The sequence below is a fragment of the Gordonia jacobaea genome (assembly GCF_965344965.1).
Lineage (GTDB): Bacteria > Actinomycetota > Actinomycetes > Mycobacteriales > Mycobacteriaceae > Gordonia > Gordonia jacobaea.
In genome coordinates this window covers 1,030,748-1,046,338 of record NZ_CBDRLS010000001.1, presented here as the reverse complement: position 1 = coordinate 1,046,338, position 15,591 = coordinate 1,030,748, and the positions used below count along the sequence as shown (strand labels likewise).

Genomic DNA, 15,591 nt, shown 5'->3' with positions numbered 1-15,591 from the left:
TGGAAGACTCGTGGCCATGCCCTTGAAGCCCGGTGCGCCGAGTCCCGTCTCCAGCCTGCCCAACCTGCGCGACCTCGGCGGCTACCGCGGGCACGGTGGCAGGGTCGTCGTGTCCGACCGGCTGTACCGGTCGACGGATTTCCGTTCGATGGCTACCGCCGATCTGCCTACTTTCGAGAGTCTCGGTGTCCGCACGATCTACGACCTGCGTTCGGAGGCCGAGCGAACCGCACTTCCCGATCCGGCGCTTCCCGACGTCGCCGACATCCACCTCGACGTCCTTGCCGACTCGGAGACCGCGGTGCCGGCAAATCTGCAGCAGTTCTTCTCCGACCCGGAGACCGTGAAAATGGCCTCGCGTGAGCTCGCGGGCGGTAAGGCTGCCGACGCCATCGCTGCCACGTACCGCGGAATGGTCTCGCTACCGAGCGCTGTGCGCTCCTATCGCGGCTACTACCAGGGGCTCCTCGGCGAATACGACGGGCCGTCGCTCTTCCACTGCACCACCGGCAAGGATCGCACCGGCTGGGCCGCAGCGTCGCTGCTGGCGCTTCTCGGCGTCGACAAGGACGACATCTATCACGACTACTTACTGACCAACGAGCGTCTGATCCCGGCGTTGAAGCCGATCTTCGACGACTTCGCGGCTGCGGGCGGCGACCCGGACGTCCTGCTCCCGATCCTCGGCGTCGACCCGTCCTACCTCGACGGCGCGTTCGACGAGGTGCGGCAGAAGTACTCCGACATCGAGGGTTACTTCGTCGCCGGACTCGGGTTCGACGACGCCGCGCTCACCACGCTGCGCGACACCTATCTCGTCTCGGCTTAGCGGAACACGATGCAGGTGGTGCTGCCGTGCGCGACCAGCCTGCCGTCGGCCGAGAACACCTTGCCCTCGGCGGTGGCGGTGCGCCCGCCGACGTGGATGATCTCGCCGACACCGGTGAGTTCGCCGTCGTCGGTCTGCACGGCACGGATGTAGTTGACCTTCAGTTCCAGCGTCGTATAGCCCGCGCCCGCGGGAAGTGTGGTGTGGATTGCGCAACCCATCACGGAGTCGAGCAGCGTCGCGCAGATGCCGCCGTGGACGGTGCCGAGCGGATTGGCGAAGTCGGGCTGCGGGGTGACGGCGAAGCTCACCGAACCCTCGTCGACTCGGACCGGGCGCATGCCGAGTAGGCGTCCGATGCTCGGGCGTCCGTCGTCGGGATTGTCGGCCCAGGCGCGAAGCAACTCCAGTCCGGACATGGTTGCGAGCTCGCTTGGCGCTGCTGTATCAGCGGTGGATGGCTCCATGACTATGTATCCTTGCATAGAAGCGATCAACTATGAAGACCTGCATAGTCGAGTTCTGGGAAAGGCGGCGTGACGGTGGCTCACGATGACGGGGAACTCGGCCCGCGAGACCGGATGATCGTGTACGCCGCGGATCTGATCGGACGAGACGGCGTACCGGGAACGTCGATCGGCGACGTTCTCGCAGCCAGCAAGGCGCCACGCGGTTCGATCTATCACCACTTCCCGGGCGGGAAGTCGGAGTTGATGAACGAGGCCGTGCGGTATGCCGGGGAGTTCATCTCGTCGCGAATCGCCGACACCCACGCGGGTTCGGCCGCCGACGCCGTGGTCTCTATCGGAGACGTCTGGCGCAAGATGCTGGTCAGCACCGATTTCCAGCGCGGCTGCCCGGTGCTCGCGGGGGGACTCGCGCGGCGGGCCGAGCCGACGACGGCCGACGAGGCAGACGAGATCTTTCGACGCTGGCGCCACCAGATCGCGGCACGTCTCGTCTACGAGGGAGTCGACGACGCGCGCGCCGACTCACTGGCGAATCTGATCATCGCGGGTATCGAGGGGGCCGTCGGGCTGTCGATGACCCAGCGCAGCGTCGAACCTCTTGATCTGGTGATCGACGAACTCTCCCGACTGTGTGAATCCGCCGTGGTTGTGGGCTGAAACAGCCCACCGTGTCGACCGTCGCGGGCAATACTGCCCACCTCGGGCCGGAGGTCTCTACACGGTGTTGTGCGCCACATAGTAGGTTCTCCCACAGGCCCGGGCAGATTGTTGCCACCCGGGCAAGCTTGGGGGGAGGGAATCGTGACGCCGGTGTATCGGGAGGCGCTGGGTTCCGACTTCGACAAACTGCACCCCAACGTCGCATGGCGGTATTCGATCGACTCGACGTCGGGTGTGGCCCAACTCGGCAGCGGAATCTACGAGTCGGTGTACGTATCGTCGGCGCTGCCGCCACCGCTCGTCTGGTTCTACGCCAAGCGCAACGCGTTCCCGGCGCGGTCGAGTCGAATGGTGCCGTTCACCCAGAACCAGTACTGCTATGTCGACGAACTCGGCCGCGAATCGTTGGCCGTGCTGCGCACCTTCTCCTACACCAACGGCGACCGCGCGCTGAACTCGCTTCTGGTCGACGGCAGGTCCGGACTCGTCGACTACTTCGGCGACGGCCCCGACCTGCTGTGGCCCATCGAGCCGTCGGTGACGCGGGCCGGCGAACTGCTTCTCGAGAGCGGGCCGATGCGCTGGCTCGGTCGCGGACCCAAGGTCGGGATGAAGGGCATGTTCGCCACCCAGATGAAGTACATCGAGGGATGGGACGACGAGCATGAGCGCTTCCGCTGCGACGCCACGGTCCGGAATCCGGTCGTCGGCGAGGTCATCCACTTCCGCGGGTGGTTCACCGCCGTCGACGTCGCCTGCGGTCTACGTGATATCCCGGACGAGGCGTGGCCGCTTCGCCTCGTCGACCGCGAGCATTGACGTCATCCCGATCACACGCACAAGGTAGGTTGCTCAGCATGGCCGTCTCAGCAAAGACCGAATTCGATATCGCCGCACCGTTATCGGTGGTGATGGAAGTCCTGATGGACATCGAGTCACTCCCGGAATGGTCCGGCCCCCACAAAGCAGCGCAGATCGTCAGCACCCACGATGACGGCACGCCGGACGAGGTCTCGATGACCGTCAATGCGGCAGGCATCAACGACGATCAGTCGGTGAATTACTCGTGGACCGACACCACCTGCGAGTGGACGCTGATCAAGTCGACGACGCTCTCGGAGCAGCAGGGCAAGTACACGTTGACCGATAACGGTGACAGCACCCACGTCGAATTCGAGTTGCTGGTCGACCTCAAGATCAAACTGCCCGGGCTCATCGTGAAGCGGGGGCAGAAGGTCGCCGTCGACACCGCGCGCAAAGGCTTGACCGCCGAGGCGGAGCGTCGCGCAAAGGCTTGAGCCACATAGCTTTTCGTACTTCCTGACAACGACGCCGGAGTCCCGAGAGAGGGGACCCGGCGTCGTTTCCTATCCGTTACCTGAGAACGTGGGTTGCGCGGTATTCCTGATGGCGGTTGCGGGGTACGCTGATCGGGCTGCCCGCGTCTGCGTGACGCCCGATCATCTTCTGGAGGCCAAATAAATTGCGTATCAACACTTTTGCCGTCCGTGTCTTCGCCGTCGTCTGCGGAGGTGCGGGATTAGTTGCCGGGTTCGCGCTCGGTGGCGGTGATGCGCACGCGGGCACAGAATGCAATGCCGCCAACGGCTCTTCGGTACAGCACATTTCGGGCACGAGCGGTTGCGGTGCGCGCGCGGGAGCAGGCAGCTCGGCAAGCGCGACCGACGCTTCGTCGAGCGGCACCGCGGTGGCAGTCGCCGACGGTGGAGGGCATGCCCGCGCACACAATCTGCAGCCGGGATCGACCGCGCTCGCGGGAGCCAACTCGGGCGGTAACGCCTACTCGGTCACCACCGGCCCGGGCGCGATGTCGATCGCTCAGGCGCGTCGCGGGAGCAACTCGGTCGCCGTCGGCGGATGGGGCGGCCAGGCGGTCGCGACGGAGCAGGGCGTCTCGTGCTCCGGCGGGTTCGCGGCGGCAGCCGACTCGGGCAGCGGCAAGGCATGCCTGCGCTCGGGATCGATCAGCCTGCGCAACTGAACGTCTACTTCGACTGAACCCGCGCTACTGAAGTCTTGAGCAACGGGCCGACTGCCGGCGCTCCCACCAGGGGGCGTCGGCAGTCGCATTTCGGGACCAACGCCACGTTCTCGCCGAAGCCGAGTTCACCTCATTGCCACGCGGTGTTTGCCGGATACGCATATCTTTGGGTGGTGACCGAGTTACACGATCTCGAAGCCGTCGGCCCCGATTTCAGCAAGTTGAACGGACGTGAGGCCCTCCAGCAGCTCGTCGATCTGAAGGACACCACGCAGTTCACGGTGAACGACGATGACGACGACGACCCGATCCTCCTCACGCTTCCCGAGCGCAATGTGGTGGACACCTGGCGTGAGGACTACCCGTACGACGAGCGAATGAGCCGTCGGGAGTACGAGATCACCAAGCGTCGACTGCAGATCGAACTGTTGAAGATGCAGAAGTGGTCCAAGCAGACCGGCCAACGTCACCTGTGGCTTTTCGAAGGACGCGACGCCGCGGGCAAGGGCGGCACCATCAAACGATTCAACGAGCACCTCAATCCGCGCGGCGCGCACACCGTCGCGTTGGAGAAGCCGAGCGAGCGTGAATCCACGCAGTGGTATTTCCAGCGGTACGTGCAGCATCTGCCCGCAGGCGGCGAGATCATCTTCTTCGACCGGTCCTGGTACAACAGAGCGGGCGTCGAGCGGGTCATGGGATTCTGCACCGACGAGCAGTACGACGAGTTCATGCGACAGGCCCCCGGATTCGAGAAGATGCTCGTCGACGACGGCATCAGCTTGATCAAATTCTGGTTCTCGGTCACGCCGCTCGAGCAGCGCACCCGGTTCGCGATCCGACAGATCGACCCCGTCCGGCAGTGGAAGCTCTCGCCGATGGATCTGGCCTCCCTGGACAAGTGGGACGCGTACACCGCGGCCAAAGAGACGATGTTCGAGCGCACCGACACCGACCACGCGCCGTGGACCGTCGTGAAGAGCAACGATAAAAAGCGTGCCCGCATCAACGCGATGCGCTACGTGCTGTCGCTGTTCGACTACGAGGGCAAGGACGAAGAATTCGTCGGCCAGCCCGATCCGCTGATCGTCGGGCGTGCCCGCGACCTGGTCGGGGAGTGACCGCCGCCGAACGCACATCGAGAGGTCAGCATCGACCGGTAGCGTCATAGCCGTGCGAACCTTCCTCAGTGGTCTGGCGACGATCGTCGCGGTCGTAGCCATCGTTCTTGCAGTGCCCGCTGTGTGGATCAGCGAACGAATCGTCAGCGACGACGGCTTCAGCTCACTGATCGAGCCGGTCGGTCACGACCAGGCGGTCAAGGACTACCTCGCAGGTCAGATCACCGACGAGATCGCTTCGCGCACGTCGATTTCGGGAGCCGAGTCCGTCGTGCGGCCGCTCGCAAACGCCTACACCAACAGCTCGCAGTTCCCGGCCGACTTCGCCGACGTCGCCAAGCAGCAGCACCAATGGCTGTTCGACGAGGCGTCGGACCCGAATGCGCCGATGCAGCTCGACATCACACCGATGGTCAACCGCGTGCTCGCGAGCGCGCGTGTCGGTGTCACGGTCTCCGGCTCCATCACGATCCCGGTCTCCAGCGGCGACACCGGCCTGCACGCGGGCGCGTATCACCGGGCCGGGGAGCAGATCACCACGATCAGCAAGGTGTCGGTGATCGTGGGGATCATCGCTGCGGTCATCGCGTTGCTCGTGGCGAGGCGACGCGGGACCGTGATCGCGTGGCTGGGCATCGCGGCGGTCATCGCGGGCGTGGTGTGCTGGGCGGGCGCGAACCTCTACGGGACATATGTGAAGAACGACCTCTCGTCGTCGGAGAACAGCGCCAAACCAGTCGCCGACGTCGTGATCGACACCATCTCTCAAGAACTGCAATGGACCGGCGTGATCTCGATGCTGGTGGGTGCCGGCATCTTTGTGTTCGGCGTCGTGGTGCGTCTGGTCTTCGGCGGAAGGCGTTGACCTTCTCCAATGCGGGTGCCGGCTTCTCCACCCCGCAGCGCGCTCCCGACGTCATCGACGACGTCGTGCTCGCCGACGGCACCCGCACGCCGCTGCGGATCTTCGTCGCCGACTCGGTCGCCCCGACTCCGCTGATCGTTCTGTTTCCCGGACTGGGAACTCCGGCAAGCTACTTCGACCTGTTCGCCACCCGCTGCGCCGCCGCCGGGGTGTCGGTGGCGTGCGCAGACCTGCGCGGGCAGGGGGCAAGCAGGCCACGCCCGTCACGCGCCAGCGCGTTCGGCCAGCAGGAGATGGTTGTCGACGACGTGCCGTCGGCAATCGCCGTCGCCCGACGACAGGTCCCCGAAGGCCCGCTATTCGTCGCCGGTCACTCGATGGGCGGACACATTGCGTCGCTGTATGCGGCGCGGCAGGCGCACCTCGGCGCCGACGACAGTCATCGACTGAGCGGCCTCATTCTCATCGCCTCCGGTGTGCCGTTCCACAGGCTCTACCGCGGAGGCTCGGGTCTGCGGGCCTCGTTGGGGCCGCTCGCGATGTACCGCATTTCGCATGCTGTCGGCTTTTGGCCGGGAACGGTTGTCGAGGGCTACGGCAGGCAGTCCCGCGTGCTCATCCGCGATTGGACGTATCTGAATAGGCACGGCCGATTCAGTCCCCGCGGCGCCGACATCGACTACGAGGCCGCGTTCGGCGAGATCGACATCCCGGTGCTCGCGGTGACGATCGGCGCCGACACCGACGCACCGCCGCAGGTCATGGGCGCCATGACCGCGAAGTTCACCCGCGGCGCCGTCGACCATCGGCACATCGCAGCACCACTCGGGCACAACCGTTGGGCGCGCGATCCGGCCGCGCCTCGCCTGGTCAGCGAGTGGCTGCACGAGCTGTGAGGTTCCTCCGAGGATGACCTCGGTCAGTGTCGATCACGGGCGCAGCAGCCGTCGGTGCGTCACACTTGAGCACGATGACGCAGGCAACCGGTGACACGACGACGAGCCGGCGACCACGACGTGTGGCCGCCCACCTCGTGTCCTGCCTTCGCAGCGCACCACTGACGTTCCTGTGGCTCGCGGTCTTGTTGGCGACGACCATCGCGCAGCACCTGATGAGCCCGGCCGACCTCGATCGCGTGCTCGGCGCACGCTCGACCAACCTCGAACACCTCACGCACGATCCGATCCACGTCCTATGGACCAGCCTGTTCTGGATCGACGGCGCGTTCTGGCTGCCCTGGGCGGTGGCCTTCTGCATCTTCCATGTGCCCGCCGAGCGGTGGCTGGGCTCGTGGCGCTGGCTCCTCGTCGGAGCATCGGCGCACATCATCGCGACGTTCGTCAGTCAGGGTGTGCTAGGGCTCGCCATTCACGAGGGCGTCCGCAGCGCCGACATGATCCATGTGCAGGATGTCGGCGTCAGCTACTTCTTCGCCGGGGTCGTCGGAGCACTCACCTATCGGATCGCGCGACCCTGGCGATGGATCTACCTCGCGGGAGTGATCATCTACTACGCCGTTCCGGTGATCACCGACCTCAGTTTCACCAACATCGGCCATCTGAGCGCCGCGCTGATCGGGCTCGCGTGGTACCCGATCACGCGCGGACGCGGCGAGGCGTGGGACCCAGTTGCCTCGGCCCGTCGGTTGCGGGAGCGTTGGCGTCTACGGCATTCCGATTCAGTCGAACCGGCTGCACCGCAGTAGCGTACGGCGACAGCGCAGGAGCGTGTCGCCGATCAGTCGCGAGCCGGGAAGGCAACCATGCCCTCCTGGACGACGGTCGCCAGCAGCACGCCGTTCGAATCGAAGATGCGGCCGGTTGCCAGTGCCCGTCCGTTCCCGCTGATCGGTACGTCCTGAACGAGCGCGATCCACTCGTCGGCACGGCCGTCGTTGTGCCACCACATGGCGTGATCGAGACTCGCGGTCACCACGCCGTCGTCGGCCCAGGCAAAGCCGTGGTAGCGCAGTGCGGGTTCGAGGAGGGTGTAGTCGCACAGGTAGGCAAGTGCCTGCCGGTGGACGGCGGCATCGTCCGGCAGTGGTTGAAAAGCTTTGAGCCACACGACCTGTTGGTGTACGCGCGGTCCGGACACGGACGTGTAGACCGCTCCTGGGTGGTGCCGGATGTCGAAATGCCTTTCGTGTGACCAATACTGCGCGTCACGTACCCGGCTTCCGGCCAGTAGTTCGGCAGAGGTGGGCAACGACTTCGGATCCGGTAGGTCCGGCGCTGACAGCTGATGTGATACCGACTCGGAACCGGTGTGAAACGACGCCAAGCCGGTGAAGATCTGCTTGCCCTTCTGCGTGCCGGTCACCGCGCGGGCGGAGAAGCCGCGCCCGTCCCGCGTGGCATCGACGGTCCACGTGGTGGATTCGTTGACGTCGCCCGGTCGGAGGAAATAGCCGTGGAAGGAATGGATCGACCTGTCCTCACCGACGGTCCGTGTCACCGCGGTGACGGCCTGTGCCACCACCTCGCCACCGTACGCACGGCCGGAGGGGATCACCTGGTGTCGCGCCGAAAAGGCGTACTCGCCGGTGTCGGCGCGTTCACCGCCGGTGAGATCGAATGCGTCGAGAAGGCTGAACGTCGAGGTGCTCATGCGCGCGAATACCCTTCTAAGAGAGCATCATCGACGTCGTCGAGGTTGATGACGATGTTGTCGGGCGTGCGTGCGGTCAGCCAGACCAATTCGTCTGTGGTGCTCATGTTTGCCTCGACGTGAGGCATGAACGGGGGCACGAAGACGAAGTCGCCCGCACTCATGTCGATGTAGTCGGAGTAGTTGTCGCCGAAATAGATTCGAGCGTGTCCGGTCAGCACGTAGCCGCCGGTCTCTGCCTCTCCATGGTGGTGCGGCAGCGAGCGGTAGCCGGGTTCGTTGGAAACCTTGCCGTACCAGATCTTGGTGGCAGGGGTGTGCTGCGGGCTGACCCCGGAGACGCGCACGGCGCCGCCGGATTGTGCTGTCGCCTGGTGCTCTTGGCCGTGCCTGGTGACGACGGGCACGGTGCCGCAGGGGAATTCGGGTGAAGCAGTGAGCTTCTCGGAGGTGGACATGGTAGGTGTGCCTCTCAGTTGGCGGTCGAGTTGAGGACAGTCGAGTTGACGACGATGCGGTTCTCGCACCGTCCCAATCCCTCGATCTCGGTGACCACGACGTCACCGTGGCTCAGCGAGCGTGGCGGCGAGCATGCCGCACCTACGCCTGCGGGTGTGCCGGTCAGAACCACGTCGCCCGGTCGCAGGGTGGTGAAGGTCGAGATGTAGGAGAGGAGGGCCGCCGCATCGAACACGAGATCGGCGACGTCGGACTCCTGCTCGACACCGCCGTTGACCGTGCAGCGGATGTCATGGCCGTCGGCGGGGTCGAAGGCATCGGCTCCCACCAGTACCGGACCGAGGGGAGTGGTGGCATCAAATGCTTTGCCCGGCAACCACTGTCCGGTGTGACGCTGCCACGGTCGGACCGAAATGTCATTGGCGACCGTGTAACCGGCGATTGCGGTACGCGCGGTCGCGGCGTCGGCGTTGCGGATCGTCGCACCGACGACCACCGCGAGCTCCGCCTCCCAATCGAGTCCCTCGGCAACCGCGGCGTCGAAGACGACGTCGTCACGTGCGCCGGTCAGTGTGTCCGCGAACTTTGCGAACAGCGTCGGATGCTCCGGTGTCGGCCTACCCATTTCGGCGATATGGCCCGCGTAGTTGTGACCGCAGCAGAGGATCTTTCCGGGGTTCGTGACCAGCGGCGCGTAGTCGGCCTCGGCGACAGGAATGGATTGGGCGGCAGGTTCTGATAGAGCCTCGTCGGCCAGCTGTGCGCGCCAATCGGGTTCGGCCAGAAGCGCTCCCACATCTGGAGCAGACAGCAGCGTATAGGTGTCACCGGTGCGTACGGCGCAGCGTGTGCTCTCCGAGACACGCAGGGTCGCCAGGACCGTCGGATGTGGTCCGCGCCTGCCGCTTTCCACATCGCCGTCCGCGCTCGTTCGGGTCACACCGGTCTCCTCGGGTCCTTGTGGAACAGGCAACGCATATAGCGTGCAATTGACGCCAGTGACAACTACGATATACGACGTATCGATGTCGCGCACCAATTGAGGAGAAGTAGGCATGACCGTCTCGTTCGTGAATCCGCCTGAGTTGCTGAAGCCCTCCGGCTTCTCGCATGCCACCCGCCACGGCGATCTGATCTTTCTCGCGGGCCAAACGGCGTTGACCGCAGAGGGGAGGATTGTCGACGGAGGTATCGTCGAGCAGTTTCGCCAGGCGTTCGGCAACGTGCTCGCTGCGTTGCACGCCGCCGGTGGTGATCCGGCCGGGCTGCTCTCGGTCACCATCTACCTCACCGACATCCCCGACTATCAGACCCACGGGAAAGAGATTGGACGCATCTGGCGTGAGATGACCGGAGTGACCGACTATCCCGCGATGGCGGGCATCGGCGTCACGTCGTTGTGGCAGCAGGAGGCGATGATCGAGATTCAGGGGATCGCTGCTGCTGCAAGCTGATTCGGTGCGCCGTTGAGCTAGGAGATGTGCACGATCGACTGCACGTGTTCACGTGCTCTGGGCTGCAGTGATGCGTCGATCTCGCTGAAGAGTTGGGCGGCGTCGACTCCCGGCCATCCTTCGGGAAGCACTTCCAGTGGCAGACCGGGGTCGAGGTAGGGCAGTCGACGCCAGGTGGTCAGCATCGGGACGTATTCGACAAAAGCGCGACGGGTGCCGATCTCGCCCGAGATGTCTTGCGCCAGTAGGGCATAGTGATCGAGAAAGGCGGTGTACTGGTTCGCCAACTCCTCGAGGTTCCACCAGGACGCGACCTTTGCCGCGGCGTCGTCGGTGAGTACGCAGTGATCGAATAGACTTACGTAGGGTTCCATCTCGTTGCGCTGCAACATTTTCCGAACCTCGTCGAGGATGACGGCCGGGGCGATCCACACCCCGGGCGCAGCTATCCCGAATCCGAGTCGGGTCAGCGCTGTGCGCAGTGCGTGCCGTTTGTCTCGCTCGGACTCGGGTATCGAGAAGACCGCGATCACCCATCCGTCGTCGAGGGTCGCGCGCCGACGACCGAAAATGCGGTCGTCGCCGTCGTTGATGGTGTCGAGGACTGGCTGCGACAGTGAGTATCCAGCCTGACCATCATGGCGGACGCTGGTCAGAATGTTCTTGCGCTTGAGTCGTGAGATCGACGAACGGACCGATGGTCCGTCGACGCCGAGATCTTCCATCAGCCGGACGACGGAAGCCACCGAGAGCCAGTTGTTCTCGGGTCGGGCATACATCGCGAACAGAGTCACGATCAGGTGGCGCGGCGCCGGAGCTGTGAGGTCGGCTCCGTGTGGTGTGGCGACGGTCGTCATATTGACACCATACGACACGCCGGCGGCATGCGGCGCGTCTGTCGATGCGCCGCATGCCGCCGGAGTCAGTGATTGGCGAACGCCTCTTTCAGCCACCACGCGCCACCGTCGGAGGCGATCTTGGCGTCGATGACCAACGGGCCCGTCTGGGTGCCTGACCCGACCGCGGTGATCCACGCACGGACCGGATCCAGGTCTGCAATCGAACGTACGGTGACTCCTGTCGCGCCGTATCCTCGCGCGATCGCCGCGATGTCGACGTCGGGAAATGTCACCGTGGACATGTCGGCATCTCCGAAGTGATGGACCTCGGCGCCATACGCGGAATCGTTGTACACGATCACAACGAGCGGAATGTTCAGGCGCACAGCTGTTTCCAGCTCGGCGATGGCCATCAGGAAACCGCCGTCGCCGGTGCCGAGAACGGGGAGTCGATCGGGTTGCGCGGTAGCGGCCCCGATCGCGGTGTACAGCCCCAGTCCGATGGACTGGAAGGCCTGGGTGAAACAGAAACCGAACTCGTCGGGCACCCTCAGATGGGTGGACGGGTAGCCCATGAAGTTTCCGGAGTCGATCGAGACGATGCGCTCGGCGGGCAGGATGTCGTCGAGCGCGATGCTCAGCAGTCGGGGATCAACCCGTTCAGGAGTGGAGATGTCGTCGACGGGCACATCCCGCCAGCGCGACGATGCGGCGATGCGCGCCGCGATCTCCGGTGTGCGGTAGCCGACAGATGCTGGCGCGCCGTTGATTTCGAGTTCGGTCAGAGCGTCGGCCGCGGTGAGTGCGCAGTCTCCGACCAGGCCGAGTCGGACCGGCCGGTGCGCACCGATGGCGTCGACGTCGACATCGACCTGAGCGACGACGGTCTCCGGGCCGATCAGCGCACCGTGCCGCATCGTCCAGTTATTGAGTGCACAACCCCATCCGACGATGAGGTCCGCCTCGGTCAGTAGCTCTGCTGTTGTCGGAGAGGAGAATCCGCCGGAGATGCCCAGTGAGAAGGGATTATCCGTGAACAGGCCGTTGGCCACCGCCGACGTCGCGACGAGTGCACCGGTCTGCTCTGCGAGCGCCGCGATCTGAGGCCCGGCATCTCGCGCGCCGCGTCCGGCGACGAACACGGGACGCTGCGCGGCGTTGATGAGAGATACCAACTCCGCCAGACCTTCCCGGCTCGGACGTACCCGCTGAGCTGTGATGTCCGCAGTGACCGGGCCGACAACGGTCGCGGGCGTGGCGGCTACGTCGATCGCAACATTGAGGACCACCGTCCGACGTTGTGTGACCGCGGTCCGGACGGCTCGTATCACGTCGGCGACCACGGTTCGCGGGCCGTGCACGCGCATGCTGACGGCTCCTACGCTGGTGACGAGTGCGTCCTGATCGATCCGAAAATTCGAATGCAGATCCGACGCGGGGGCATCCGCGGTGAGCACCAGCATCGGTGTGCGACTCTTCGCGGCCTCGCCGATCCCGGTCATCGCGTTGGTCAGTCCGCACCCCTGGTGCAGCGAGACCACACCGACGTTGCCGGACATGCGGGTGTAGGCGTCGGCCATGGTCGCCGCACCACCCTCGTGGCGGGCAGCGGTATACCCGACGCCGCCCGCGCGCAGGGCGTTGGTCATGTCGAAATTGCCGCTGCCGACCACACCGAAGACGTGTCCGACGCCGAGGTCGGCGAGGACGCTGCCCACTACCTCGGCGACCGTCGGACCGTAAGTGCGACAGCCAGATTGGGGTTGGTGGCCGGAGTCATCGGATGGGGTGATGGTGGTCTGGGATAGTGATGTCACGAGAAGAACCTTGCGATCGGGTTGCGTGAGCGCGGGGCCAGCAACTGTTGGGCGACGAGATGTCCCGACCCGCCGCCGAGCCCAGGGCCTGGATGGGTGGATGCCCCGATATGCCAGAGGTGGTCGATTCCGGTGCGGTGGCGTCCCTGCGAGGTGATCGGTCGCCAGCGAAGATTCTGGTCGAGTTCGGCACTGCCGCAGTAGGGATCACCGTTGACAGCATTCACGTTGTGGCCTGCGAGATCTGTCGGCGAGATGATGTTGCGAGCCACGATGGTCGACGTCAGGTCGGGTGCGAGAGCGGCGATGCGTTCGAGGACGCGGTCGGCGTACGCTTCGGCGACCGCCGATGTCCAGGTGCCGGTGGTCGAGATCTCGCCCGCCGCATCGGCGACCGGTGCAAATGGCAGCTCCTGCAACTGAATCCAGAGGGTGGCAGCCCCGTCCGGGGCGCGCGATGGATCGAGCAGTGACTGCGCTCCGACGACGATCGTCGGTTGGTCCGGCAGCACACCTGCCTGCGCTTGGGCACACGCGATCCCGATCGTCGACGCGCCCTCGGTGACATGAATCAGCGGCACATCGCGCAACCGTTCGTCTGACCATGCCACCGGCCGATCCAGAGCGAGGTGGATCTGCATGGCCGCTCGCCCGTACCGGTAGCCCCTCGCCTGTTCGAATACCTTTGGCGGCACCATGTCTCGGGGCAGTAGCTCGTTGTAGAGCGCCTGCGGCGTGACCCCTGCGACCACAGCATCCCGAGCGAGCCACTCGTCGTCTGCGGTGCGGACTCCCGCCGCGACGCCGTCGCGCATCACGATCTCGGTGACAGGGGTGCCGCGCACCACCGCCACGCCGTGATCGTCGAACAACGCGGTGAAGGCGTCGATGAATTTCTTCGCGCCGCCACGTACCACCGGCAACCCGAATTGGTGCATGGTGCCCGCCATCACCGGAAGCATCACGCCGCCGGTCGCCGAGTCCGGACCCAGGCCGGCGTGCAGCAACCACGGAGACCAGAGTCGGTCGGTTTCCCAACCGTCGAAACGAGAATCGAGATAGCTGCGGCCGCTGGACAATCCGTCGCGTACCAGGGCCTCGGTACCGGCGGCGCGCTGACTGCCGAGGGTGCGCACTGCCAGTCTGGCCATCGACGATGGGTCGAGTTCGGTGCCGAGTGCACCGAAGATGGTGCCTGCTCTGGCTTCGAGATCTCCGAGCATGCCGAGGTAGGCGTCCTTGTCCTCGGGATGCTCGAAACCAGCCAGCGTGGCGTCGATGTCGCGGTGGGCGACAGCGACGCGCCCGTCGGGCCCTGCGCCTGCGGTCACCGGGCCGTCGGTGTTGTCGTAGACCAGTCCGCGCGCGTGTAGCTCGTCGCCGAGCGCCCCGTAGGCGGCGCCTGATACGAACAACGGATGCCACGACGAGAAGGTGTCGTGGATGAATCCCGGTGCGGTTCGTTCACCGGACTCGATGAAACCGCCGATCTCCGGGTTGGCCTCGATCAGCGTCACCGAGCGCCCGGCGAGTGCGAGTTCGGCCGTCACGACCAGCCCGTTGATGCCCGAGCCGATCACCACCACATCGCTGATCGAACTCATGCCGACGGCGCGTTCTCGACCAGGGCCAGCACCCGAGCCGGACTTCCGGTGCCGCCGACGATCGGCAGCGGCGCAACGACGATGACCGCACCGGTGGCGGGAAGCCGGCCGAGGTTGCGCAGCGACGTGACGCCGTACTTGTCGTTGCCGAGGAAGTGATAGTGCACGGGGAAGGCGGGTTCGAAACCGCCGGCCATTCCGGCGTCGACACCGACCGTCTCCACGCCGAGTCCGGTGATGGGCCGCTGGGTGGCCAGCCACTCGGCGCATTCGACGGAGACCCCCGGTGTGTGCGAACCGGTGTCGTCGACGTTGAGGAACTCGGCTTGCGAGCCGCCGCGTGTCTCCCAGCCGGTGCGCAGCAGCAGCCAGGCGCCCGCGGGCAGGGTCCCGTTCGCAGCCTCCCAATCCTCGACGTCGGCGACGCTGAGCAGGTAGTCGGGGTCGGTGGCGACCTTGTCGGTCAGGTCGATCACCGCGGCGGGTCCGATCAGTCGCTCGACGGGGATCTGCGACACGTCGTGGCCGTCGCGACCGCTGATCCAGTGGATCGGGGCGTCGAGGTGGGTGCCAATGTGCTCACCGGTGTGAATGTTGTTGTGCCGCCAGAAGGGGCCGGGTTCGTTGTAGGCGCTGACCTCTTCCAGACTGAAGTCGATCAGATTCACGAACGGGTCGGGAAGCACCAGGGCGGGCGTCTCGCTGCTCAGCGGAGTTGTGAGGTCGAGTACCGTCACCGAGCCGTCGGTGAGTGTGGCAAGAAATGATGCGAGCGTTGCCGACCCGGTGGTGAGTGACTCGGTCATGGCAGAACCTTTCGTCGGTCAGTGATGAGGCGCGGTGGTGGATGGACGCCGTGGT

General features: G+C 65.3%; 18 protein-coding genes. 10 read left to right on the top strand and 8 right to left on the bottom strand.

The genetic code is table 11. The features are described 5' to 3' along the window. Window positions 1–16: 16 nt before the first annotated feature. Window positions 17–829, top strand: coding sequence for a tyrosine-protein phosphatase (locus ACRVY7_RS04825; protein WP_431816177.1), 813 nt, complete (start codon window positions 17–19; stop codon window positions 827–829). Here the strand turns inward: ACRVY7_RS04825 and ACRVY7_RS04820 are convergent. Further along, a complete protein-coding gene (locus ACRVY7_RS04820; RefSeq protein WP_064869057.1) occupies window positions 826–1,314 on the bottom strand; it encodes a PaaI family thioesterase in 489 nt (162 codons plus the stop codon). The two genes, ACRVY7_RS04825 and ACRVY7_RS04820, sit on opposite strands and share 4 nt — an antisense overlap. A gap of 96 nt (window positions 1,315–1,410) precedes the next feature. Here ACRVY7_RS04820 and ACRVY7_RS04815 point away from each other — a divergent pair, with 96 nt between their 5' ends. From ACRVY7_RS04815 to ACRVY7_RS04780, 8 genes are all read left to right on the top strand, one after another. Then, on the top strand, window positions 1,411–1,956 hold the full coding sequence (locus ACRVY7_RS04815; RefSeq protein WP_431816398.1) for a TetR/AcrR family transcriptional regulator: 546 nt from the start codon (window positions 1,411–1,413) through the stop codon (window positions 1,954–1,956). Window positions 1,957–2,100: 144 nt separating this feature from the next. Next, the gene (locus tag ACRVY7_RS04810) at window positions 2,101–2,778 is read left to right on the top strand and encodes a DUF4166 domain-containing protein (RefSeq protein WP_049697614.1); all 678 of its coding nucleotides are present in this window, start codon (window positions 2,101–2,103) and stop codon (window positions 2,776–2,778) included. Window positions 2,779–2,816: 38 nt separating this feature from the next. Further along, a complete protein-coding gene (locus tag ACRVY7_RS04805; protein WP_049697615.1) occupies window positions 2,817–3,257 on the top strand; it encodes an SRPBCC family protein in 441 nt (146 codons plus the stop codon). 185 nt (window positions 3,258–3,442) lie between these two features. Continuing rightward, on the top strand, window positions 3,443–3,961 hold the full coding sequence (locus ACRVY7_RS04800; protein ID WP_049697616.1) for a DUF6764 family protein: 519 nt from the start codon (window positions 3,443–3,445) through the stop codon (window positions 3,959–3,961). 173 nt (window positions 3,962–4,134) lie between these two features. Beyond that, window positions 4,135–5,082: a polyphosphate kinase 2 gene (gene ppk2 / locus ACRVY7_RS04795; RefSeq protein WP_049698008.1), complete on the top strand. Its 948-nt coding sequence runs from the start codon at window positions 4,135–4,137 to the stop codon at window positions 5,080–5,082. Window positions 5,083–5,134: 52 nt separating this feature from the next. Continuing rightward, a complete protein-coding gene (locus ACRVY7_RS04790; protein ID WP_431816176.1) occupies window positions 5,135–5,947 on the top strand; it encodes a hypothetical protein in 813 nt (270 codons plus the stop codon). Then, window positions 5,944–6,843, top strand: a complete 900-nt coding sequence (locus tag ACRVY7_RS04785; RefSeq protein ID WP_431816175.1) for an alpha/beta fold hydrolase — start codon at window positions 5,944–5,946, stop codon at window positions 6,841–6,843. Before ACRVY7_RS04790 ends, ACRVY7_RS04785 begins: the two co-directional genes overlap by 4 nt. A 74-nt stretch (window positions 6,844–6,917) precedes the next feature. Further along, window positions 6,918–7,652 (top strand): rhomboid-like protein, encoded by a 735-nt coding sequence (locus ACRVY7_RS04780; protein ID WP_431816174.1) that lies wholly within the window; start codon window positions 6,918–6,920, stop codon window positions 7,650–7,652. A gap of 32 nt (window positions 7,653–7,684) precedes the next feature. Here the strand turns inward: ACRVY7_RS04780 and ACRVY7_RS04775 are convergent, their stop codons facing one another. From ACRVY7_RS04775 to ACRVY7_RS04765, 3 genes are read right to left on the bottom strand one after another with little or no spacing between them, the layout of a single operon-like run. Next, the gene (locus ACRVY7_RS04775) at window positions 7,685–8,557 is read right to left on the bottom strand and encodes an acyl-CoA thioesterase (RefSeq protein ID WP_431816173.1); all 873 of its coding nucleotides are present in this window, start codon (window positions 8,555–8,557) and stop codon (window positions 7,685–7,687) included. Next, window positions 8,554–9,015: a cupin domain-containing protein gene (locus ACRVY7_RS04770; RefSeq protein ID WP_431816172.1), complete on the bottom strand. Its 462-nt coding sequence runs from the start codon at window positions 9,013–9,015 to the stop codon at window positions 8,554–8,556. Before ACRVY7_RS04770 ends, ACRVY7_RS04775 begins: the two co-directional genes overlap by 4 nt. 14 nt (window positions 9,016–9,029) lie before the next feature. Next, window positions 9,030–9,956: a fumarylacetoacetate hydrolase family protein gene (locus tag ACRVY7_RS04765; protein WP_431816171.1), complete on the bottom strand. Its 927-nt coding sequence runs from the start codon at window positions 9,954–9,956 to the stop codon at window positions 9,030–9,032. A gap of 115 nt (window positions 9,957–10,071) precedes the next feature. Between ACRVY7_RS04765 and ACRVY7_RS04760 the strand changes: the two genes are divergently transcribed. After that, window positions 10,072–10,470: a RidA family protein gene (locus tag ACRVY7_RS04760; protein ID WP_431816170.1), complete on the top strand. Its 399-nt coding sequence runs from the start codon at window positions 10,072–10,074 to the stop codon at window positions 10,468–10,470. Window positions 10,471–10,487: 17 nt separating this feature from the next. Here the strand turns inward: ACRVY7_RS04760 and ACRVY7_RS04755 are convergent, their stop codons facing one another. From ACRVY7_RS04755 to ACRVY7_RS04740, 4 genes are all read right to left on the bottom strand, one after another. Continuing rightward, window positions 10,488–11,327: a PaaX family transcriptional regulator gene (locus ACRVY7_RS04755; protein WP_431816169.1), complete on the bottom strand. Its 840-nt coding sequence runs from the start codon at window positions 11,325–11,327 to the stop codon at window positions 10,488–10,490. Between the two features lie 65 nt (window positions 11,328–11,392). Further along, window positions 11,393–13,027 carry a thiamine pyrophosphate-binding protein gene (locus ACRVY7_RS04750; RefSeq protein WP_431816397.1) on the bottom strand — a complete coding sequence of 545 codons (1,635 nt, stop codon included), beginning with the start codon at window positions 13,025–13,027 and terminating at the stop codon, window positions 11,393–11,395. 95 nt (window positions 13,028–13,122) lie between these two features. Then, entirely contained in the window at window positions 13,123–14,730 is a 1,608-nt protein-coding gene (locus tag ACRVY7_RS04745; RefSeq protein WP_431816168.1) for a phytoene desaturase family protein, read from the bottom strand. Further along, window positions 14,727–15,536 (bottom strand): cyclase family protein, encoded by an 810-nt coding sequence (locus ACRVY7_RS04740; RefSeq protein ID WP_431816167.1) that lies wholly within the window; start codon window positions 15,534–15,536, stop codon window positions 14,727–14,729. The genes ACRVY7_RS04745 and ACRVY7_RS04740 overlap by 4 nt, the downstream gene beginning before the upstream one ends. Between the last annotated feature and the right edge of the window lie 55 nt (window positions 15,537–15,591).